The following is a 20,739-nucleotide window of genomic DNA, read 5'->3' as shown; positions in this document are numbered from 1 at the left end:
AATAACTTTCATTTTTAGATAGAAAAAACACCCTAATCGCAATTTAGGGTGTTTTTTTTATTTGAAAATAAATTTTTTTATTAAATATAAAGACATCTAAATTTTAATTTAGACGTCTTTAACCATTTTATAAGTCTAATGAATATTTATAAACATCAGATTTTGCCATACTTCTTTCTTTCGCCACCGACTTAATTGCATCTTTTTTCTTCTCACCAGCTTCAATATAAGAAATAATATGCTCTTCTATAGTCATATGTTCCCATTTTGCCTTTTCTTCTTGTTCTATAGCTTCTTTAGTTTTCCCTTCAATTACAATTACAAATTCCCCTCTTGGTGCATTTTCCACAAAGAATGCTATTGCTTCTTCAAAAGTCCCTCTATAGATACTCTCATATAACTTTGTAAGTTCTCTACAAACTGCAACATTTCTATTTCCTAGTCCCTCTTTCATTACTGAAAGTGATTCTATAACTCTATAAGGTGATTCATAAACCATTATAGTTTCTGTTCTTGATTCTATATCTGCTAAAAATACTTTTCTATCTTTATTCTCTCTTGGGAAAAACCCTTTAAACATAAATTTACTTGTATCAAGACCTGAATAAACTAATGCTGTAGTAAAAGCTGTAGCTCCTGGTAAAACTTCAAAATGTATACCATGTTCTATACATTTTTTAACGATTACTTCTCCTGGATCAGAAACTCCTGGAGTTCCCGCATCACTTACTACTGCTATACTTTCTCCCCTTTTTGCTCTTTCGATAAGCTCATTTCCTTTACCTTGTTCATTATGCATATGGTAACTTATTAAAGGCTTCTTAATTTCAAAATGATTTAAAAGTTTTAAACTTTGTCTTGTATCCTCTGCTGCAACAATATCAACCTTTTTTAAAGTTTCAAGTGCTCTTAGTGTTATATCTCCTAAATTACCTATCGGTGTAGGTACTAAGTAAATAGTTCCTGTCATAATTAAATCCTCCTAAAAATCTATTTTCCATAGATTTTATTTATCTCATCTGAATAATTTCCATTCTCATCATAAACAAATAGTGGTGCCTCCCATTTTAAGAATGCCCCTCCATCTCTTTGACCTTCAACTAAAACAATATTAGCTGCTTTTTTAGTATTTGGATGAATCATTTGAACTCTTTTAGGTTCTATTTTATATTTTCTCATAATTGTAAATATATCTGCTAATCGCTCTGGTCTATGTACTATAAACATTCTACCATTATCATTTAATATTTTTCTTGATGAGGCTATAACATCCTCAAGTGTACACATTATTTCATGTCTTGCTATTGATAGCTTATCAGTTTCATTTACTATTCCGGCATTTCTAAGCTTATATGGAGGGTTTACTGTTAATACATCTGCCCTTGGAAGTTTTTTTATAAGATTTATATCTTTTAAATCTCCTTCTATAAACTCTATATCATCATCAAACCCATTTATCATTTTACTTCTATTTGCCATTTCTGCAAACTCGGACTGTATCTCAACACCAATTATTTTCTTAGGATTTCTTTTTCCTTTAATAATAAAAGGTATTATTCCTGTACCTGTGCATAAATCAACTACTGTATGTTTATTTTTCACATTAGCAAAATTAGCTAATAAGACAGCATCTACTCCAAATCTAAACCCATCATTTTTTTGAATTAAATGAATTCCATCTAGTTGTAAATCATCTAAACTTTCATCATCTTTTAATAAAGACATATCCATTTCTTTAGTATTACTCATATGTTCACACTCACTTTTCTTAGACTCTAACCTCTATTATATAAAATACTAAAAAATAATGCCATAGTGTAACACATTTTACAATTCCATCATATTATTTATTAAAACCTTTTCATTAATTAAAAACCATAAAACCCTAACTTTTATTTAATATAAAAAGAGCAGACTATTCCCCCTAGTCTGCTCTTAATTCATATAATTTTTAAGCTACTCTTCTAGCTGTTACATATCTATACATTGAACCAACTACAACACCAACACCTGGTCTTGCAGCATGTAGCATTTGTCCATTTCCAAGATAAATACCCACATGACTTGGATTTGATGGTGACCCCTCTGTAAATACAAGGTCTCCTCTTCTAAGTTGATTTTGTGGAACATAACTACCTTGAGTTACTTGTCCACCAGTAGTTCTATTTAAGCCAACCCCTGCTGCTCTAAAAGCATATTGAGTTAAACCTGAGCAATCAAATGCATTTGGTCCTGTTGCTCCATGAACATAAGGTTTTCCAACATGTCTATAAGCTTCTGCAATTGCAGCCTCTACAACATTTCCAGATGGTGCTGGTGGTGTTACTATGCTACCGCCTCCCTGACTGCCTGATCCTCCACCACTATTCCCACCACCTGCATCTGGTATTTCTGGGACTATAACCGGTCTAGAAAGTTCTTCTATTCTACTTTTTCCTTGCTCTATTGCTGATACTATTTCTTTATCAACAACCGGGCTTACTATCTGATTCCTTAACCCTTTTAATGAATCTACAGCTCTTTGAAGTTGTTCTTTTGTACTACTTGAACTATTGATAACATCAATTAAAGGCTTAGCTAAAGGTCTTTCAAGTACTGTAAGGTCAACATTAAGATTTTTCATTTCTTTATCAAACTCAGTCATTAATGTTTTTTGTTTAGCTTCCATTTCTTTAAACTCTTTTATCTTAAGTTCATTGTCAGCATTAAGCTTGTCCAATTTCACCTTTTGATCTGATAGAGTTTTTATTTTAGTATCTAAAACTGCTTTATCAGCTTCTATCTCTTTTATAACTTCATTATCTAACTGCATTATTGTACTTATAGCATTCATATTCCCTAAGAAATCACCTATGCTATCTGATGTCAAAAGCATTGATAAATAATTCATTTGCCCACCAGATTTGTAAACTCCACTCATTCTTTTCCCTAAAGCCTCTTGCTTTTCTGCAATTTGATTTTTAAGTTCTGGAATTTGTTTCTCAATTTCTGCACTTTGTGCTTTTACATCAGCTATTTTTTTATCATTCTCTTGTTTTGCAAAGAAAACTGGATTCATACTAGCTGTTAATGTGTTTAATTCACTTTCTAGCTTTGTAATTTTAGAATTAAGTTCATTATATTGATTTCTTGTAGTTTCAATTTTTTCTTTCTGTCCATCTGATACAGGAGTCGCAAATACTTGATAACTTGTACCCATTACAAAGGTACCTGCTAATATTAGTGATATTATTTTCTTTTTCATAATTAAAATTCATCCTAAACTTTAGCTTTCCCTAACCTAAGTTTAAAAGGATGTCCCTCCCCATACTTTGATTTAAGATTACAAATTGACTTCCTTAAAAATTAAATTATCGAATTCTCTTATAAAACACTTTAATTTTTTAAATTTGTAATAAATTCTTAATCTTTATGTCATATTATACAACACTTGCGACTCACTTTCAAATTCTTTTTACTTTTTTTTACTTTTTACTATTAACTACTTTTTTGTATTTTTCTTTTATATGTAATTTGTACTATATTTATTCCAACTATTCCTATTATAAATAATATTAGCATTAAATTTTTACTCATTGATGCAAATTGATATATTATCCCTAGTGTTGTACCATAAATACCTAATACTATTTGACTAATACCGTTTACTTTTGAAATTTTTCCATTACTCCCTGAATATCTTTTGCTCATTGCCATTAAAAATATTCCCATCACTATCATAAGGAAACTGGCAATTATTAAAACTATACTTATTGACTTCATTCTCCCCACCTCCAAAGCTATATTATAATACATTTCTACGTAATTTATTCATAATATTTGACCTTATTAAACTTTTTAAATAAATTATGAACTTTTTATTGACTTCTCCCCCTATCTCATAGTATAATAATAAATGTCAACGGGGTGTGGCGCAGATGGGAGCGCGCGTGCTTTGGGAGCATGAGGTCGCAGGTTCAAGCCCTGTCACCCCGACCATTTAAGAATTGCAATTGCAATTCTTTTTTTATTTGCAGAAACATTCTTAATAAAAAAATCCTAACTTAAACGCTACAAGTTAGGATTTTTTATTTTTTTATTTTTTTTCTACACTTCCACCAATTATTTTAACAATATCTTTTAAAACTCTTTTTTGATCTTCTACATCTTTATTAAGTTTTATATTCTTACTTTCTAAATCTTTTTTATCAACTTCTAATGTTACAATTTCATCTTTCAAAACTTCTAAACTTTTATAAATTTGATTATACTCTTTACACACCTCTTCAAGAGTTCGTCCCATCAATACAACTTTAGACTTAAAATCACTAATTTGTGTTTTTAATCCATCTATACTCTCAATGCTTTCTCTAAAAACATCTTTTGTTTGAGTTTCTAATATCTCATAATAAAACTTCAATATGTTTATTCCATACTCTGGGTCAGAATTCCACTTTCCAGATAAGTTCTCAACGTACTTACAAACTCCAAAAAGATAAGAGAAATGTCTTGGGTCTTGGCTTTCCTTATTAGGATATCCTTTTCCACCTGCATATAACGCTAAATGATCTAGATGAACCTCTACTCCTTCTTTCCAAGAAGTAAATTTCTTATATTTCTCACTCTTATCTTCTTTTAAACCACTTGGATTAAAATAATTATCATTTATATCAATAAGAAGACTTGCCCTATTAGTTTCTATAAGTGCTTGTGAATAAGCAATAGCTGGATTTACTCCACCCTTTTTCTCATATAAATTCCAATATAAATCAACTAGTCCTATAAATTCATCTGAACACTTCCTGTTCTTTGCCCACTGCTTAGCTTGATTTCTATCTGGGATTTCCCCACCAATAATATTTGTTAACGTTTCTATTTGTGTTTGAATTTCCACTACTTCTTCTACCTCTTCTTCTCTCATTAAACTTTCCACCGCTTCTCCATCCTCAACTATCATATTAGCATTTTCATTTGAAATATACTTTATTATTCCTTCTGCAATAAGCTCTGCAACTTCTTTATTAAACTTTTGGTCTAATAAAAGTTTTTCTTCTCTTGGATTTGTAAGGAAACATACCTTAACCATAGCTGATGGCATTCGCACTTCTTTAAATAATATTAAATCACTATACTTTGTCCCTCTACTATTAAGCTTTGTACTATTGCTAAGTGAACTAAGAAGACTAAATGAAAGTCTTGAAACATCTTTACTGCTATTTGCAGATACTACTTCTACTCCACTTTCTCTTCTATCATCTGAAGAATTAAGATGTATACTAACAAAACATTTAGCATTACTTTCATTTGCAACATCACTTCTTCTAGCACCTTCAACCCACTCATCATTCTCTCTTGTTAATTTAACCCTTATTCCACTCTCTTCTAATATATTTCTACAAGCTTTAGCTATGTACAAAGTACATTCTTTTTCCTTAGTTCCAAGAAGACCTACAATTCCTATATCATCTCCCCCATGACTAGCATCTAAAATTACATCTATCATCTTACCTCAACCTTTAAAAATTGTTATCAGTCTAATATATTAAAGGTAAAGTAAAATAATTCTTTTTATTAATACTTATTTTATTTAAAATATATTTTTATAAAAATATGTTATTCTTCATCATTCTCTTTTTCTTTAAAATCTTCTTCTAACATCCTGTCCCCTCTTGCTGCTGCTTTAAATAATGCTAAAAAGAACATTATGCCTATTATCCATACTATTCCTACTATTATTGCTATTTTCATTTATGCTCCCCCTTAATTTAAAAATTCTTCCTATATAATCATTGACTTTTTTGCTAATTTTTAACCTATAAATTATTTTATTTTAATTATGTTATCTATCTATCTTCTAATAATATATTAGTTATTTTACATTTAGGTGTTAATCTGTTCTAAATTCAAGTTAATATTCATTTCATTAGAATTTCTATATCCACTTATGTTAGAATAATTTAATAGGGGGTGGATTTATGATAAATAATATAAAAGCAGCTATTTTTGATTTAGATGGAACTTTAATTGATTCAATGGGAGTATGGGTTCAAATAGATATTGACTACATAAAAGAAATTGGACATGCTAACATTGACTTAAAAAAATTAAAAGAAGAAATTAATCATCTTAGCTATAGAGGTACAGCTGAATATTTTAAAAATAGATTTAATCTTGAATTTTCAGTTGATGAAATTTGTGCTAGATGGCACGAAATGGCTTATGAAAAATATAGTAAAGATATAAAACTTAAAGAAGGGGTTTTTGAATTCTTAACAGAACTTAAAGGCTCTGGCGTAAAAATTGGACTAGCTACTAGCAATTCTGTAGAACTTGCAAAAGCTTCACTTGAATTTAATGGTATCTTAGACCTTTTTGATAGTATAACTATCACTAGTGAAGTTTCTAGAGGTAAGAACTTCCCTGATGTTTACCTGCTTTCAGCACAAAGACTTGGAGTAGAACCAAAAGATATAATAGTCTTTGAAGATATTCCTGTGGCTGTAGAAGGTGCTAAAAAAGGTGACTTTAAGGTAATTGGAGTTTATGATGAATACTCTGCTCACCACGAACAAGAAATGATGGACAAGTCTGATAAATTTATAAAATCTTATACAGAACTTTTAGTTAATATATAATTTCAAAAGAAGTTTCTCTATCTTAGAGATTCTTCTTTTTTGTTTTTTCGTAAAAAGTGCTTAATATTTTTCACAAAATCTTATAACATATTAACCTATATCTTAATATTATATATAATGAATACTTTAGGAGGTCTACTTATTTTGAAGAATCACTTTGTGGAATTTTGCTATACTACTAGTAAATATATTTATATCAAATTTAATAGGCCTATGACCTTAACAGGACCCCATAGCATTTTAAATACAAAAAACTACTTACTTAGTGGTCTTATAATTACTAATAATTGCTCAACTGTATGTCTTTCTAATTTAACATGTGAAATATATTCATTTGGTGATGATTTTGTTTCTTTCAAATATAAAAATATTAATATCTCACTTTTAGATGCTACTATACAATGTGGATATATAGATAAAGAAAATATTTATTTTATAACTGATGTAGCTGATATTATTCATGATTTTTCATGTTCTACTTTAATAACTACTCATAATAGTTCAACCTCCTTAGAGTTTTGTACAGCTTCATTATATGAATCTAAAAACCTAACTCTAAAAAATAATAACTTAATCAAGTATCATAAACTAATACCAAGTGATTTTTATATCAAAAATGAAAATACTTCATACTCACCTTATGAAATTAAAGAAGAAACTTCCGATACTTATATCTTTAAATTTAAATCTGATATCATAAGAAAAGCTTCTGAAAGCTTATATCTTTGTACTACTCAAACTTGTAAGTCTACTGATGCTCTTGGAATTACTATAAGTACAGATGAATGCTTAAATATAGAAAACTTTCTTCCTACAACACCAATAAGTCTTAGTATTTTTTCATATGTAGATGATATTTTAGGAATTGCACTAGATTTTAGTAATGAAATTAAAAGATATGATTCTAATGATTTTTATTTTTCTATAAAAGGCAAAAGATATAATGCTAAAGGGCGTGAAAGATATATAAAAGGTAACATAATATATTTTTTTATTTATGATTTATATGATTTTGACTGCTACTCTACCCCTGTAAGTATTACCTATAAGAATCCTAAAAAGCCTTATACTCTTGATAAGAATTTAAAAGCAATTCAAATGACTACTAAACTTACTTCTAATACACTCTATGGTATCAGTGGAATACTTGATACTACAAGCACAAACAAATTTAATATAGCTATTTTAGATATTGAATTCAGCAATTATTTACTTGAAGATAACTTTGATACATTTGGTAAATTATCACTATGGAAAGACTTAAAAAAAGGACTTTTTCTACCTACTATATTGAATCATAGTGAATATTTAAGCTCTATTGAAGATACTTTGCTTACTTTTTATATAAATGATTTAGTTCTTATACTTCTTCATACACCTTTAAATATAATTTCAGCATCAGAATTTGATGATACCTACAATGTAAAAGTAAGTCTAACAGAAAAAAGATGTGTAGCTGAAATGGATAATTTTCTATCAAGTATCCATGATACTATTGAATATATTGAAGTTATTCCACTTCATAAAATTAAAAGTCATAACTATACACTTCCTATAACTAGCATAGAAATCCCACTAACACTTATAGCAAGTGATTCAGAATCTATAATTTGTGACCCTACAAATCAAGGTAATTCATGGACACTACTTGGACAAACAGTAGTTCTCCCCACAACTTTACTAGTTAACAAGGTATATCAAACTTTTAATTACGGTTCGCTAGGAAAAAAGACAATATTTCAAGATTCTTTATATATAAAAAATACAGATACCAAGAAAATATTTGATACTGCAACTATAAATTTTATAAATCTAAAAGGTGAAACTTTATATATCTCACTTGATGATGCTTATTCTTTTAACTTTGATACTTGTGAATTTGAAAATACAATTATTTTATAAGGAGGTTTCTAATGAAAAAAACAATAGAAATTAAAAACTTACTAGTTGATGCAAACTTCATCACATTCTCTCTATCTGAAAATCTTACTTTGAATAAAAGCGATTTTTCTATTTATATAGATAACTTAAAAATACCACAAAGTAATTTTTCATTAGAAAATTCTAATCAAGATTATTCATTAACTATCTTATCCCCTCTCCCCTTAACTACTTCACTCTATTTTTTTATAGACTCTACTACTCATTTTTCTGGAATTATATATATTTATTATGAAATAAATTTACTTGAGTTTAATAATAATATGAGTGCTTTATCCTTAAATCTCCCTAGTGAACTTAAAAGTTATAACTATAACTTTTCATTTTTAACTCTTGATAATACGCCCTTATCAAGTCCACCTTACCCCATAACAATTTGTAATGGAATTTCCCCTAGTTCAACTATACAACTTTTATCATCAACAAATGATGGAAAAGAATTTGAACTAACATTGTTTGATTCTCTTGGAAATTCTGTACCTGATGCTGAATATTTAATAGAAATCATGATTGGAGAATGAAATTGAACACTTATACTTTTAAAAATAGTAATCTAAAAAAAATTAACTCAACATCTCAAACTACATCTAAGCTAATAAATATTGATGCTAAGATTGATACATTAAATCTAGATACACCACTATCTATACTCTCAGGTGAGTTTGAAACCCAAATCAATATCATCAATAATTGCCACCTTAACCTTGATGATAATTTTATTTTAACCACCGCTAAAATCAATTTGATTAATGATAATAATGAAGAAAAAGAAATTGTTTTTTCAGGTGTTCTACACCTTATAAATAATGATTTAGATATAATATCTGATAATAATATATCTATAGCATTTGGAATATCTTCTACTGATAAAACTGATAAAGTAATTAATTTATCAGTTAATCCAATTACTAATACAAATGATTTTTTTAAAATAAATTCAATTGATACACAAAATAATATCCCCTTACCTATTAATTTAAAATCTACAAATACACAAAATATCATTATAGATGCTAATATTAAAAGCTTTGATATAGGTGAAAGTTCTCATGTTAATTTAATAGTTTCAGAAAGTTCTACAATAAATGAATTTAAAAATGTAACTGATGAAACTTTTGATTCTGTAATAGCATCTGAAGAAATTGTAGAATCACTTGAAAAAGATTCTAATATTGTAGTCCCACTTAAATCATTACTCCTTAAAGTAAAAATCAAAAATGGTAAAGGTGTGTTTTCTTTAGCTAAGGAACGTACTGTTTCAGATAGACCTCAAACTAACATCATTTTAAACTCTAAACGCTTTAGTATCTAATCTGCTTTACTAAAGACGTAACAAGTTATACAAAGTTAACATAATATATAGTAATGAATAAACACATTCAAAATATAATCTTTAAAGGAGATTTTTTATGTTAATTAAAATTAATTCTTATGCTAGTGACTATACAACTATAAACCTTTTGCTTTTAAATGATACTAACACCGCTCCAATTGTTATAACAGGTCTAACCAATGATGATTTTACTGATATGTTATATATTGAAAAATCAACTGCTGGAACACGTGCTCCATTAGTGATTTCAAGTTATGCTTTAGTTGGTGATGGTAGTACTGGAGAATTATTGATTACTCTTTCAGCCGCTTTTCTTCCTACTGATATTATTTATATAAAACAAGGTTCCTTAGTTAAAGCAACACCTCTTAGTGGAATAATAAATACAGCTTCTATTGATGAAACTTTAAAAGGCGATGGTACAACAGCAACTACTCCTACAAAAATGCTTGCTGGTATTGGTACTGACCAAGCTGGTACAGGGCATAAATTAACCATAAGACTTATGTCTGCCGATGGTACTGCTATAAGTTCTGAAGAAGTTACTCTTGCTAATTCCTTTATGATAAATGATACAAAAGTTGCATATATAAACTTAATTACTGATATAACTGGTCCAATAACTTCTGATGGACTTTTTGACTTTACCGTAACTTATTATAATGCTGCTAATGAAGAATTAATACTTCTTAACTCATCAACAGCTGCACTTACAGCTTATTTAACACGTGCATAAATAAAATAAACTACACCAGAATTAAATTCTAGTGTAGCCTTTTATTATTTATTCATCATTGCATCTTTAATTACCTGCGCTCTATTAAGCCAAGTATTCTCTTCTGCTTCTTTTCTAAGAAGCTTTTTATACTCTTCATTATCTTGTAATGTTAGAGCATAATCTACTTGTGCTACAAACTCTTCATCACTTGATGCTATATTACAGCTCTTATATTTTTTACACTCATTTATATCAGTTGTTACAACTGGTTTACCTAGTGCCATATATTCAAATAATTTAACTGGTGAAGTTGCATCAGTTATCTCATTTTTTATAAATGGTATAAGACATACATCAAAATGACAAGCATATTGCTTTATAAGATTTTTGTATTCAACAATTCCAAGATAGTGAACATTTTCTAAATCAAGAAGTCCACTTTTCTTTAATGTTTTATCATAGTCAATTCCTACAAGAACAATCTCATAGTTTGGTCTTTCTTTTGCAAGTTTTATCATTTTATTATAATCAAACCAACTAGCAAGTGCACCATAGTAACCTATTATAGGCTTTTTCATTTCAACTATCTTCTTAATCTTTTTACCGATTTCTGAGCCAAGATTGTTAAAGTCATTAAGGTTTACACCATTTTGAGCAAGTACACTCCATTTTTCACACCCTCTAGCCGTGTCAGCAAGTTGTTTAAGCTTATCAGCAGTTGAAACTACTAAAACATCCTCTGTGTTAGATAAAATTCTATTATGGTCCTCTATAAGTTCCTCAGTTACTTCAACTCCGCTTATCTCTTCTGATATTTCATCAACAAAGTCATATATAACCTTGAATCCCCTATCCATATATTTCTTTATATCCTTATATGTTACATCATAAAGACAAGTAGCATATACATGAACAAACTTATTCTTGATTTGTTTTGCATCCATTACTTCAAATAATATATCTCTAAGTAATGCCATATCAATATTTGCTATATAAAGATTATCCTTAACCTTTTTAATTGCATATACATCATCATCTTGAATAATACTCGCTCTATAAATATAAAGTATCTTTTTATCTGCCATAGCCTCTGCAAGATGCTGTGGTCTTTGTTTTAAGTCTATATTCCAACCAAAACCAGCATGGAATATAACAACTGAATCATAATCTTGTGTATCAAAGATTTTTTCAATTCCCATTCTAAACTGATCATGTTGTGTTTGATAAATTACTGTATTTAAAGCTCCATCTAGTAATTTCATAATATCTAAATATCTTTGATAAAACTCACCACTTAAAACTCCCTCTGAAAAATCACCCTTATAATCTCCATAAAGAGGATCCTGTGTTACCTGTGGAAAACATTGTAGAAGCTGATTACTTATAGCAATTTTCTCCTCATCACTTAAGTTTTCATACCCCTTATCAACTGCATTTTTAAAATCCCCTGCTAGTTGTTTTTCCATCTTATTTTTTTGACTATTAAAAAACATTTTAATCCTCCCATTTATCCTTTAAGAACACAAACCCCTGCGATTTTTTATCACCATTCACTTTAAAAGAGATAGCATTTTCATTTGAATTAAGCGAAACTAAATCCTGACTCTCTGAAAAAATAACATCAAGGTAGTATAGTCCCTCTATTACTCTTAAATCATCAAATGAAAACTTAATCTTATTAGTTCCTTTTTCCCAAGGTATACTAACTCCATCAACATTACTGTTAACTGAGCATATAAATTGGTCAACATGTCTAAATTCACAAGGCTCTCTATAAGCTTTTCTAAGTTCTATACTAACTCCAGGACTTTTTATATCATCCCTTAAAACATCATATTCTAAGTTAAACTCTATTTTTTCACCATATGAAACTTCCTCAATTCCATTTGCTACTTCTATCTTTGAAAGTTCAACAAAAGCCTTCTTTTCTTCTACCTCTTCACCTTTATCCATCATAGTTCTATAATAGTCTTCTACTATATCAAATGCTGGACCTATATCCCTCACACATCCTTTTTCAAGCCATATAGCCCTCTCGCAATATGTTTGAACTGTTGAAAGTCCATGAGAAACATAGATAATAGTTCTACCTTGCTTTTTAAACTCATCAAACTTAGCCATACATTTTTGTTGGAAACCTACATCCCCAACAGATAGTATTTCATCTACAATAAGAATATCTGGATTAATATTTATAGCAACTGCAAAAGCAAGTCTTGCATACATACCACTTGAATAGTTTTTAACTGGCTGATTTATAAAATCTCCAATATCAGCAAAATCAATAATCTTATCTAAAACTGCATCAATTTCTGCCTTCTCCATTCCCATAATACTTCCATTGAAATATATATTACTTATCCCAGTAAGCTCTGGGTTAAATCCTGCACCAAGTTCTATTAAAGAAGATATTCTCCCCTTAACATCTACCTCACCTTCATTTTGAAATGCAACACCTGATAATATTTTTAATAATGTAGACTTACCTGCCCCATTATTACCTATAATACCAACTATCTCACCTCTATTAATCTCAAAAGAAACATCATTTAAAGCTACAAACTCATCTGGTTTCTTCTTTGAAAAAGGATTTACTAACATAGATGTTTTACTAGCACCTGAACCATATATTTTATATTTTTTAGTTAAATGTTCTACTTTAACTGCATAAGACATTTCTACTTACCTCCAATTAAGAGTTTAAAATAAGCTCTTTCATATCTATTGCCTTTTGTCTCCAAGTATTATCAAGTCCTTCTTTTCTTAAAAGTTCTAAATACTTTTCATCATTTTCAAGCTCACTGGCTTTTTTTATATTAGCTATAAATTCATCATGTGAATTACTAACTAATGCTGACTCATACTTTCTACACTCTGGAAGTGCAGTAGTAACTATTGGCTTACCTAGTGCCATATACTCAAATAATTTAACAGGGCTAGTTGCCTCTGTTATATCATTTATAACAAAAGGTATAGTAGCTACATCAAAGAATTTTGCATATGTAGGCAGCTGCGTATAATTCCTTGTCCCTAAATAATGCACATTTGAAAGTTCTAATATTCCACTTTTATCTAAAGATTTATCATAGTTAATTCCTATAAGCATAATCTCATACTCTGGAAGCTCCTTTGACATCTTTGTAATAAGCTCATAATCAAACCACTTAGCAAGAGCACCAAAATATCCTATTATTTTTTTATCACTCTCAACTATTGTTTTAATTTCCTCTGGTACTTCCTTACACTTGATATCAGAGAAATGTTCAAACTCAACACCATTAGTAACAAGCTCTACTCTATTCTTTCCTCTTATACTTACAACTTCATCATAAAGTTTAGTTGCTGTTGTAACAACATAAACATCCTCAGAATTTTTAAGCATTCCATCATGTGCTTTTTTAACTGAATCAGGTATTTTATATCCTGCTATCTCATCTGATAAATCATCAACATACTCATAAATAACTTTAAGTCCTCTATCAGTAAATTTCTTCATGTACTTATCATACTCTGTAAAACTTGTAGAATATATTTGCCCAAAACAAGGTATTCCAGATTCTTTTATCATATCTAAAAGACCCTCTTGTAACCAATAAAGATCTGTATTCACAAGGTATAAATTATCTTTAACCTTCTGACTTACTTTAACCTCTTTGTCTATCTCTACATAAGGTGATGCTTTGTAAAGATATAATATATTCTCCTTAGCCATATTTAAAGCTATATGTTGTGGTCTTTGGAACATCTTAACATTAAACCCAAAGTACACATCAAAAATAACTACTGCATCATATTTTTTGCTATTTAAAACTTCTTTCATCTCTTTAAAGAAATCATCTTTGTGCTTCTCATGTCCTCTTGATCTCATTAAGTGATATAAAGGAAGTGCCACTGGTCTAAAGAAATTTTGTATAGATTTTAATATACTCATAAAATTAAATCACCTTTTACTTAATATTTTTCTTTACTAATTCATAAAGAACTTCTGCTTTCTCTGTCCATGTATTTTCTAAAGCTTCTTTTTCAAGCCACTCATAATACTCACTATCTTTTGGTATTTTAAGTGCTTCATCAACTTTAGCTACAAAATCATCAGCACCTTTTCCTATAAGAACTGACTTATATTTTCTACATTCTCTCATATCAGTTGTAACTATAGGATGAGCCATAGCCATATACTCAAATAATTTAACCGGACTTGTAGACTCAGTTATATCATTAAGCAGGAATGGAATAATTGATAAATCAAAGAATTTTCCGTACTTTGGAAGCTCTTTATAATCTATAACTCCAATATAATGAACGTTTGGAAGCTCTTCTACTTTACTCTTTTTAAACTCATCATCATATAAGAATCCAATAAGAAGAATTTCTATATTTGGTCTTTGAACTGCAACTTCTCTTAATAATTCATAATCAAACCACTTTGCAAGTGCACCAAAGTATCCCATTATAGGATTACCTTTTGCAACTATATTTTTAATCTTTTCTGGAACTTCAATCTCATGTTTAATCCAATCTTTATACTGAACTCCATTAGTAATCATAGCTACATTCTCATCACCACGAACTTCTCTTATCTCTTCAATAAGCTTATCTGCTGAACCAACTGCAAAGTTTTCTGTATCTTCTAAAATATGCTGATGTCTTGCATAAACAAATTCTGGAAGCCAGCCTGAAATTTGGTCTGACATCTCATCAATATATTCATAAATAATATGGAAACCTGCATCTGTGTATTTATCCTTTATATAAGGCTCATCAAGATAAACATCTGTTGAATATAGTGAAAGGAATTTTGGTCCTGTGTGTTCTCTTAAAACATCAAACATAGCATTATTAAGTGCATAGTTTGCCATATTAACTATATGTAGTCTATCCTTTAGTTTTTTGAACTCAGTTATATCCTTATCAAACTGTTCTGATGAACGGTAAAAATATAATAGTCCTTTATCTGTAAGTTCATTTGCCATATGTTGTGATCTTTGAAAAAGTGGAATATTCCACCCAACTCTTGAATCAAAAACAACTATAGCCTCGTACTTTTCTTCTTTAAGTATTCTTGTAAATTCTCTATAATACTTATTATAATTTCTATTGTATGTAAATCTTGACCTAGTTCTTAAACAATAAAACTTATAACCAATATCCATACATATTTTTTTAAGAAGAGCGATTACGCCCTCTTCTTTTATAGTTCTTTTAAAATTATCAAACACAACTCCCACGTATAGGATCCTCCTAACTAATTACTTAACTCCAAGAATGCTCTAGAATCAAGAACCCCTCACCTCTATATTTATCTTCCATAGTAAAGCTAAAAGCATTAACTTTTCTATATACAGTTTCCGCCTTGTTCATTATAACAACATCAAGGTAGTAAACTCCTGCTACAAGACTAATGTCCTCAAGATTAAGTTTAAATTTATTTGAACCTTTCATACCTCTTATATTAAGACTATTATCCACACTATCAAAAGCACAAACAAATTGGTCACTACCTCTTGTTGTACCTGGTTCATAATCTGTTTTTCTAAGTTCAAATATAACTCTTGGCTCTTCGAGTTCTTCTACTAGTTCATAATTGAACTCAAGATTTAAATCTTCTCTATAAGAAAGTACATTTTTTTCACCTGTAAGTGTTAAAGTTTTTAACTTATCACTTACTCCATCCTCTAAGTTTTCGATTGTTGCAGGATTAAAGTTTATATTATAATACCTTTCAACAACAATAACTGAATTACCATCATCCATAACTTCACCTTTTTGAAGCCAAATAGCTCTATCACAGAACTTTTTAACTGTACCAAGTCCATGTGAAACATAGATAATAGTTCTTTCTGAATTTTTAAACTCTTCAAATTTCTCCATACACTTAACTTGGAAACCTACATCTCCAACAGATAAAATTTCATCTACTATAAGAATATCTGGGTCAATGTTTATCGCAACTGCAAATGCAAGTCTTGCAAACATACCACTTGAATAACACTTAACTGGTTGGTATACAAAATCTCCAATATCAGCAAATTCTATAATACCATCTTTAACAGCATCAATTTGTTGCGTTGTTAAACCATTTAAAGTACCATTAAAATAAATATTTTCTACCCCTGTAAGCTCTGGGTTAAATCCAGAACCAAGTTCTAGTAAAGATGAAACTTTACCTTTAACATTAAGCTCCCCAGTAGTTGCAAAAGCAACTCCTGTTAAAATTTTAAGAAGTGTTGATTTACCAGCCCCATTATGACCAATAATCCCAACACACTCTCCACTCTTTATTTCAAAAGAAACACCATTTAAGGCATAAAACTCTTCATGTCTTCTCTTTTTAAAAGAAAATAATTTTTCATTTTGATCGCCATACATCTTATACATTTTTGTAAGATTTTTGGCCTCTATAACCACTGACATATTTTAACCTCACTTTTATAGAACATCATCAAATTCTGGTCTAAACTTATTAAATACTCTTGTTCCAATTATAAATAAAATAATTGTAATAACAAAGAAATACACTGTGTATGTCCATCCTGGCATTCCAAAGAAGTCCATACTAACCCAGTCTGTTCCAAGATATGCATCTCTAAACATTAAAACTAGATAAGTTAAAGGATTTAGCTTAACCAAACTTACTGCAAGGTGTGTATACTGTGCATAATCACCTGCCATCATTGGTTTAACCATCTGATTCATAGCCCACATTACAGGACTAAGCCAGAATAAAAATTGCATAGAAATTCCTATTGCATGCATAAAATCTACAGACATAACAACCCAAGTTGATAAAAGTCTTGCAAGTGCTGACATAAATATAACTGTAACAATTATTGCATATATCAATAATAAATAGTTTATCTTACCAAGCCAACCATTAAACGCCATAATAATAAAGTTAATTCCAAGAAATATCAGGAAAGTATAAAAACTTTGCATAAGCCTAATACTCTGTAATATCTGTACTGGAAACTTAACTTTTTTAACTAAGAAAGCACTATTCCTAATAGAACTTGCTCCTGCTACTATGTAATCTGAAATAAATATCCATGGTACATACCCTGCTACAAGCCAAACTAAATAAGGTACTTTTTCATATGTACCATTTGGAAGCAGTGGTCCATCTTGTGCACCACCTGAGAATACCATCCCAAATACTACCCAGAATACAAGTATCATTGCTATAGGTCTTAAAAGAGCCCAAACAATACCAAGTCTTGAACCTGCGAATTCTTTCTTGAATTCTTTCTTTGATATGTTTAGAATCATTTTCCAATTAGAAAAAACACTTTTTTCTAATTCAATCCATTTTCTCAAAAAATTCACCTCTAATCATTTAAACGTTAAATACTAAGTAATATTCCTAGGCATTACCTAACATTTAATCTGTTTTAATAACTTAATTTGTTTTAAATTAACATATGTTATTATAACATAAACTCGGTCTCAATTCTTTAAAATTAGCATCCTTAATAAACTCTAAACATTTAGACTTTCTAGTCATAAATCTAGTCTATTTATTTTCTTATTTTAAACGCAAAAAAGAGGTGCAATATTTCGCACCTCTTTTTCTTCTAAATATTATATTTAAATATATAATATATTATTTTCTATCAACACCATATTTAGCTTCAAGCTCTGTTAATATTCCAAGATATTTATCTTGTTGTGCTGTTACCATTAATTTTTCCATTACAGCTTCTTTAACATCTTCAAAAGTTTGAACTGATGACTCCATCTTGTTCTCAACTTTGATTAAGTGATATCCAAACTGAGTTTGAACTGGCTCGCTTACTTCTCCAACCGCTAATGAGAAAGCAGCATTCTCAAATTCTGGAACCATCATTCCTCTTGAGAACTCACCAAGATTTCCATCTTGCTCTTTTGAAGGACATGTTGAGTTAGCTCTTGCAGCTTCTTCAAATGTTACTTCTCCAGTAGCTATTTGTGCTTTAACAGCTTTAATTTCATCTTCTGATTCCATTAAGATATGCTTTGCAGCAACTCTTGCAGGCTCTTGGAATTCTTCTTTATTATTATTGTAGTAATCTTCTGCTTCTGCATCTGTAAGAACTACTTTTGCTAATACATCTTCAACTGTTCTTTGAATTAATAATTCTTTTTTGAAGATTTCAAGTTGTGTTTTATAAACATCTGTTTCATCTATTTTAAGCTCTTGTCCTTTGTGGAACATAAGCTCAAATCCTATCGCTTGCTCTAATATAGCTTTTCTTGCATCAGGGTTAGCAAACATTGCTCTTTGCTGCTCAGGATACTTAGCGATTATTGAGTTTATATCATTTTCTGTTATTTCTCTTCCAGCAACTACTGCTAAAACTTTATTTTCCATAGTAAAATTCTCCTTCTTTCTGTTATATTAAACTAATAATATAATACCATATTAAATTATTTAAAAAAAGTTTTCTATAAAAGTAATTTTATGCATAAAACAAAACTTTATACGTAGAATCATCATAAAACTTCCTTACTATCTACAATATATAAAATTTCTCATAATTTCAATTATAAATTTATATTTAGGCATAAAAAAAGAAGTTTGATAAAAATCAAACTTCTTTACTGGTGGCCCGAACCGGAATCGAACCAGTGACACGAGGATTTTCAGTCCTCTGCTCTACCGACTGAGCTATCGGGCCATATGTAAGAACTAACTTACTCATTTATTATATAAATATATGACTACTTTGTAAAGTTTCTTTTCTTATAAATATAGCTATTAAAAGAATTTAACTAATATATATCTATTATTTTCTATCTTTTTCTTCATTTTTCTCAAAATTTAAATATCATAACTAATTTATTTACTTTAAATTTCAACCTATCTTTTCTATTTTAAAGTATAAAAAAAGAAGTTTGATAAAAATCAAACTTCTTTGTGGTGGCCCGAACCGGAATCGAACCAGTGACACGAGGATTTTCAGTCCTCTGCTCTACCGACTGAGCTATCGGGCCATGTGTAAGACGAACTTACTTTTATAAGTATACATACTTTCTCTAATTTTGTAAAGCATTTTTTTTAAATTTTTAAAATTCTTTTTTTATTTTAAATCAACTACTTTTAGACTAACTATTTAAAATCTAAAAAACTATACTTTAAATGATTAGTCTAAAAGTATAGCTTTCATTTTTTAATTATTTGTATTATCTGAACTACTTGTACTATTTGTATTATTTAAATTTGTATAATACTGATTTAAGAATATACACATCTGTACATATAATGAATCTGCCCCGTCATCATTTTTAATCTTTGGACTATATTTATTAAGTATTCTATCTGGAACTCCCATAAATAATCCTTGATTTGAATAATGATCTTCAAAATGTTCATTTGTAAGATTAATCACTTTATAAACATTCTCGTGAGTATCAAGCATATCAAGACCTGTGCTTGTTGCAACTAAAATATTTGCAAGTTTGCAATCTTCCGCTGTAACTTTAATATTTAATTTCTTTGCACACGCTTTTAAAACTTCACTACCATTAACTCCACCATACGCTTCACTATTTATTTTAATATCAACATTAACACCTGTTATTCCATTTAATTCTAGAACCTTTGCTATCATAAGCTTATTAATATTTTTATTGCCTGTTACATTAACAATAACCTCTTTACTATTTAGAATTTTCGTTACTGTAATTTCTTCTACCGGTACCTTACTAGCTTGTATACTATTCATTTTGTTTCCATCAGTTTTTTTATAATACTCATATCCTGATACTACTGATATCCCAACAATAACAGCTACAACTATAATTAAACTAACTATACGACCTTTTTTCATAAGTTTCCTCCAACATGTAATTCTTCTCTCGTAATAACAGTATTAATAATATCATAATTTTTCAAAACTACCATCCTACTACCAAAAACATATATACGCTAATTTTAGATAAAAAAAAGAATATCATATATTAAATAGTCTTTATTTGTCTTTTTTTAACTTTTAGGTATAAAAAAAAGAAAATTTATCAAAATCCACCTTCTTTTTTTTCTACTTTAATATTATATTAAAGTATAAAAAAAAAGAAGTTTGATAAAAATCAAACTTCTTTGCTGGTGGCCCGAACCGGAATCGAACCAGTGACACGAGGATTTTCAGTCCTCTGCT

General features: G+C 29.3%; 19 protein-coding genes and 3 tRNA genes. 6 read left to right on the top strand and 16 right to left on the bottom strand.

The window, feature by feature from the left end:
- Positions 1-127: 127 nt before the first annotated feature.
- From rsmI to Q0V24_RS07635, 4 genes are all read right to left on the bottom strand, one after another.
- The gene (gene rsmI, locus Q0V24_RS07650; protein WP_297520092.1) at positions 128-970 is read right to left on the bottom strand and encodes a 16S rRNA (cytidine(1402)-2'-O)-methyltransferase; all 843 of its coding nucleotides are present in this window, start codon (positions 968-970) and stop codon (positions 128-130) included.
- A 20-nt stretch (positions 971-990) separates the two neighbouring features.
- Positions 991-1,749, bottom strand: coding sequence for a tRNA1(Val) (adenine(37)-N6)-methyltransferase (locus tag Q0V24_RS07645; RefSeq protein WP_297520090.1), 759 nt, complete (start codon positions 1,747-1,749; stop codon positions 991-993).
- 202 nt (positions 1,750-1,951) lie between these two features.
- Entirely contained in the window at positions 1,952-3,244 is a 1,293-nt protein-coding gene (locus Q0V24_RS07640) for a C40 family peptidase (protein ID WP_297520088.1), read from the bottom strand.
- A gap of 233 nt (positions 3,245-3,477) precedes the next feature.
- Complete coding sequence (locus Q0V24_RS07635) at positions 3,478-3,762, bottom strand: hypothetical protein (protein ID WP_297520086.1); 285 nt, start codon at positions 3,760-3,762, stop codon at positions 3,478-3,480.
- Positions 3,763-3,902: 140 nt separating this feature from the next.
- Here Q0V24_RS07635 and Q0V24_RS07630 point away from each other — a divergent pair.
- A tRNA-Pro gene (locus Q0V24_RS07630) sits at positions 3,903-3,978 on the top strand.
- Positions 3,979-4,075: 97 nt separating this feature from the next.
- Here the strand turns inward: Q0V24_RS07630 and Q0V24_RS07625 are convergent.
- Both Q0V24_RS07625 and Q0V24_RS07620 read right to left on the bottom strand, forming a co-directional pair.
- Positions 4,076-5,482 carry an N-acetylmuramoyl-L-alanine amidase gene (locus Q0V24_RS07625; protein ID WP_297520084.1) on the bottom strand — a complete coding sequence of 469 codons (1,407 nt, stop codon included), beginning with the start codon at positions 5,480-5,482 and terminating at the stop codon, positions 4,076-4,078.
- A gap of 110 nt (positions 5,483-5,592) precedes the next feature.
- Positions 5,593-5,727 (bottom strand): hypothetical protein, encoded by a 135-nt coding sequence (locus tag Q0V24_RS07620; RefSeq protein ID WP_297520082.1) that lies wholly within the window; start codon positions 5,725-5,727, stop codon positions 5,593-5,595.
- A gap of 227 nt (positions 5,728-5,954) precedes the next feature.
- Here Q0V24_RS07620 and Q0V24_RS07615 point away from each other — a divergent pair, with 227 nt between their 5' ends.
- The 5 genes from Q0V24_RS07615 to Q0V24_RS07595 all read left to right on the top strand — a co-directional run bounded on the left by Q0V24_RS07615 (position 5,955) and on the right by Q0V24_RS07595 (position 10,624).
- Positions 5,955-6,614, top strand: a complete 660-nt coding sequence (locus Q0V24_RS07615; protein WP_297520080.1) for an HAD family phosphatase — start codon at positions 5,955-5,957, stop codon at positions 6,612-6,614.
- A gap of 144 nt (positions 6,615-6,758) precedes the next feature.
- On the top strand, positions 6,759-8,516 hold the full coding sequence (locus Q0V24_RS07610) for a hypothetical protein (protein ID WP_297520078.1): 1,758 nt from the start codon (positions 6,759-6,761) through the stop codon (positions 8,514-8,516).
- An 11-nt stretch (positions 8,517-8,527) separates the two neighbouring features.
- On the top strand, positions 8,528-9,076 hold the full coding sequence (locus Q0V24_RS07605; protein WP_297520076.1) for a hypothetical protein: 549 nt from the start codon (positions 8,528-8,530) through the stop codon (positions 9,074-9,076).
- A 2-nt stretch (positions 9,077-9,078) separates the two neighbouring features.
- On the top strand, positions 9,079-9,867 hold the full coding sequence (locus Q0V24_RS07600; protein WP_297520074.1) for a hypothetical protein: 789 nt from the start codon (positions 9,079-9,081) through the stop codon (positions 9,865-9,867).
- 97 nt (positions 9,868-9,964) lie between these two features.
- A complete protein-coding gene (locus Q0V24_RS07595) occupies positions 9,965-10,624 on the top strand; it encodes a hypothetical protein (RefSeq protein WP_297520072.1) in 660 nt (219 codons plus the stop codon).
- Positions 10,625-10,668: 44 nt separating this feature from the next.
- Here Q0V24_RS07595 and Q0V24_RS07590 read toward each other — a convergent pair whose 3' ends face one another.
- The 10 genes from Q0V24_RS07590 to Q0V24_RS07545 form a co-directional block, all read right to left on the bottom strand.
- A complete protein-coding gene (locus tag Q0V24_RS07590; RefSeq protein WP_297520070.1) occupies positions 10,669-12,099 on the bottom strand; it encodes a glycosyltransferase in 1,431 nt (476 codons plus the stop codon).
- A 1-nt stretch (position 12,100) separates the two neighbouring features.
- Entirely contained in the window at positions 12,101-13,282 is a 1,182-nt protein-coding gene (locus tag Q0V24_RS07585) for an ABC transporter ATP-binding protein (protein WP_297520068.1), read from the bottom strand.
- A gap of 16 nt (positions 13,283-13,298) precedes the next feature.
- Positions 13,299-14,537: a glycosyltransferase gene (locus tag Q0V24_RS07580; protein ID WP_297520066.1), complete on the bottom strand. Its 1,239-nt coding sequence runs from the start codon at positions 14,535-14,537 to the stop codon at positions 13,299-13,301.
- Between the two features lie 16 nt (positions 14,538-14,553).
- A complete protein-coding gene (locus Q0V24_RS07575; RefSeq protein ID WP_297520064.1) occupies positions 14,554-15,834 on the bottom strand; it encodes a glycosyltransferase in 1,281 nt (426 codons plus the stop codon).
- 25 nt (positions 15,835-15,859) lie between these two features.
- Positions 15,860-17,020: an ABC transporter ATP-binding protein gene (locus Q0V24_RS07570; RefSeq protein ID WP_297520062.1), complete on the bottom strand. Its 1,161-nt coding sequence runs from the start codon at positions 17,018-17,020 to the stop codon at positions 15,860-15,862.
- A gap of 15 nt (positions 17,021-17,035) precedes the next feature.
- On the bottom strand, positions 17,036-17,929 hold the full coding sequence (locus tag Q0V24_RS07565) for an ABC transporter permease (RefSeq protein ID WP_297520060.1): 894 nt from the start codon (positions 17,927-17,929) through the stop codon (positions 17,036-17,038).
- Between the two features lie 277 nt (positions 17,930-18,206).
- On the bottom strand, positions 18,207-18,953 hold the full coding sequence (locus tag Q0V24_RS07560; protein ID WP_297520058.1) for a peptidylprolyl isomerase: 747 nt from the start codon (positions 18,951-18,953) through the stop codon (positions 18,207-18,209).
- 231 nt (positions 18,954-19,184) lie between these two features.
- Positions 19,185-19,260 (bottom strand) — tRNA-Phe (locus Q0V24_RS07555).
- Between the two features lie 240 nt (positions 19,261-19,500).
- Positions 19,501-19,576: transfer RNA gene (locus Q0V24_RS07550), tRNA-Phe, on the bottom strand.
- 176 nt (positions 19,577-19,752) lie between these two features.
- On the bottom strand, positions 19,753-20,412 hold the full coding sequence (locus tag Q0V24_RS07545) for a hypothetical protein (RefSeq protein ID WP_297520056.1): 660 nt from the start codon (positions 20,410-20,412) through the stop codon (positions 19,753-19,755).
- Between the last annotated feature and the right edge of the window lie 327 nt (positions 20,413-20,739).

The organism is uncultured Clostridium sp., from assembly GCF_947039605.1.
Classification (GTDB): domain Bacteria; phylum Bacillota; class Clostridia; order Clostridiales; family Clostridiaceae; genus Sarcina.
Note: the sequence above shows the minus strand (reverse complement) of the source record. Positions and strands in the feature narration are given on the sequence as shown.

What these genes read in the sequence shown, in the direction of transcription:
- rsmI (WP_297520092.1), bottom strand. Translation starts at nt 970, where the DNA reads ATGACAGGAACTATTTACTTAGTACCTACACCGATAGGTAATTTAGGA.
- Q0V24_RS07645 (WP_297520090.1), bottom strand. Translation starts at nt 1,749, where the DNA reads ATGAGTAATACTAAAGAAATGGATATGTCTTTATTAAAAGATGATGAA.
- Q0V24_RS07640 (WP_297520088.1), bottom strand. Translation starts at nt 3,244, where the DNA reads ATGAAAAAGAAAATAATATCACTAATATTAGCAGGTACCTTTGTAATG.
- Q0V24_RS07635 (WP_297520086.1), bottom strand. Translation starts at nt 3,762, where the DNA reads ATGAAGTCAATAAGTATAGTTTTAATAATTGCCAGTTTCCTTATGATA.
- Q0V24_RS07625 (WP_297520084.1), bottom strand. Translation starts at nt 5,482, where the DNA reads ATGATAGATGTAATTTTAGATGCTAGTCATGGGGGAGATGATATAGGA.
- Q0V24_RS07620 (WP_297520082.1), bottom strand. Translation starts at nt 5,727, where the DNA reads ATGAAAATAGCAATAATAGTAGGAATAGTATGGATAATAGGCATAATG.
- Q0V24_RS07615 (WP_297520080.1), top strand. Translation starts at nt 5,955, where the DNA reads ATGATAAATAATATAAAAGCAGCTATTTTTGATTTAGATGGAACTTTA.
- Q0V24_RS07605 (WP_297520076.1), top strand. Translation starts at nt 8,528, where the DNA reads ATGAAAAAAACAATAGAAATTAAAAACTTACTAGTTGATGCAAACTTC.
- Q0V24_RS07595 (WP_297520072.1), top strand. Translation starts at nt 9,965, where the DNA reads ATGTTAATTAAAATTAATTCTTATGCTAGTGACTATACAACTATAAAC.
- Q0V24_RS07590 (WP_297520070.1), bottom strand. Translation starts at nt 12,099, where the DNA reads ATGTTTTTTAATAGTCAAAAAAATAAGATGGAAAAACAACTAGCAGGG.
- Q0V24_RS07585 (WP_297520068.1), bottom strand. Translation starts at nt 13,282, where the DNA reads ATGTCTTATGCAGTTAAAGTAGAACATTTAACTAAAAAATATAAAATA.
- Q0V24_RS07580 (WP_297520066.1), bottom strand. Translation starts at nt 14,537, where the DNA reads ATGAGTATATTAAAATCTATACAAAATTTCTTTAGACCAGTGGCACTT.
- Q0V24_RS07570 (WP_297520062.1), bottom strand. Translation starts at nt 17,020, where the DNA reads ATGTCAGTGGTTATAGAGGCCAAAAATCTTACAAAAATGTATAAGATG.
- Q0V24_RS07560 (WP_297520058.1), bottom strand. Translation starts at nt 18,953, where the DNA reads ATGGAAAATAAAGTTTTAGCAGTAGTTGCTGGAAGAGAAATAACAGAA.
- Q0V24_RS07545 (WP_297520056.1), bottom strand. Translation starts at nt 20,412, where the DNA reads ATGAAAAAAGGTCGTATAGTTAGTTTAATTATAGTTGTAGCTGTTATT.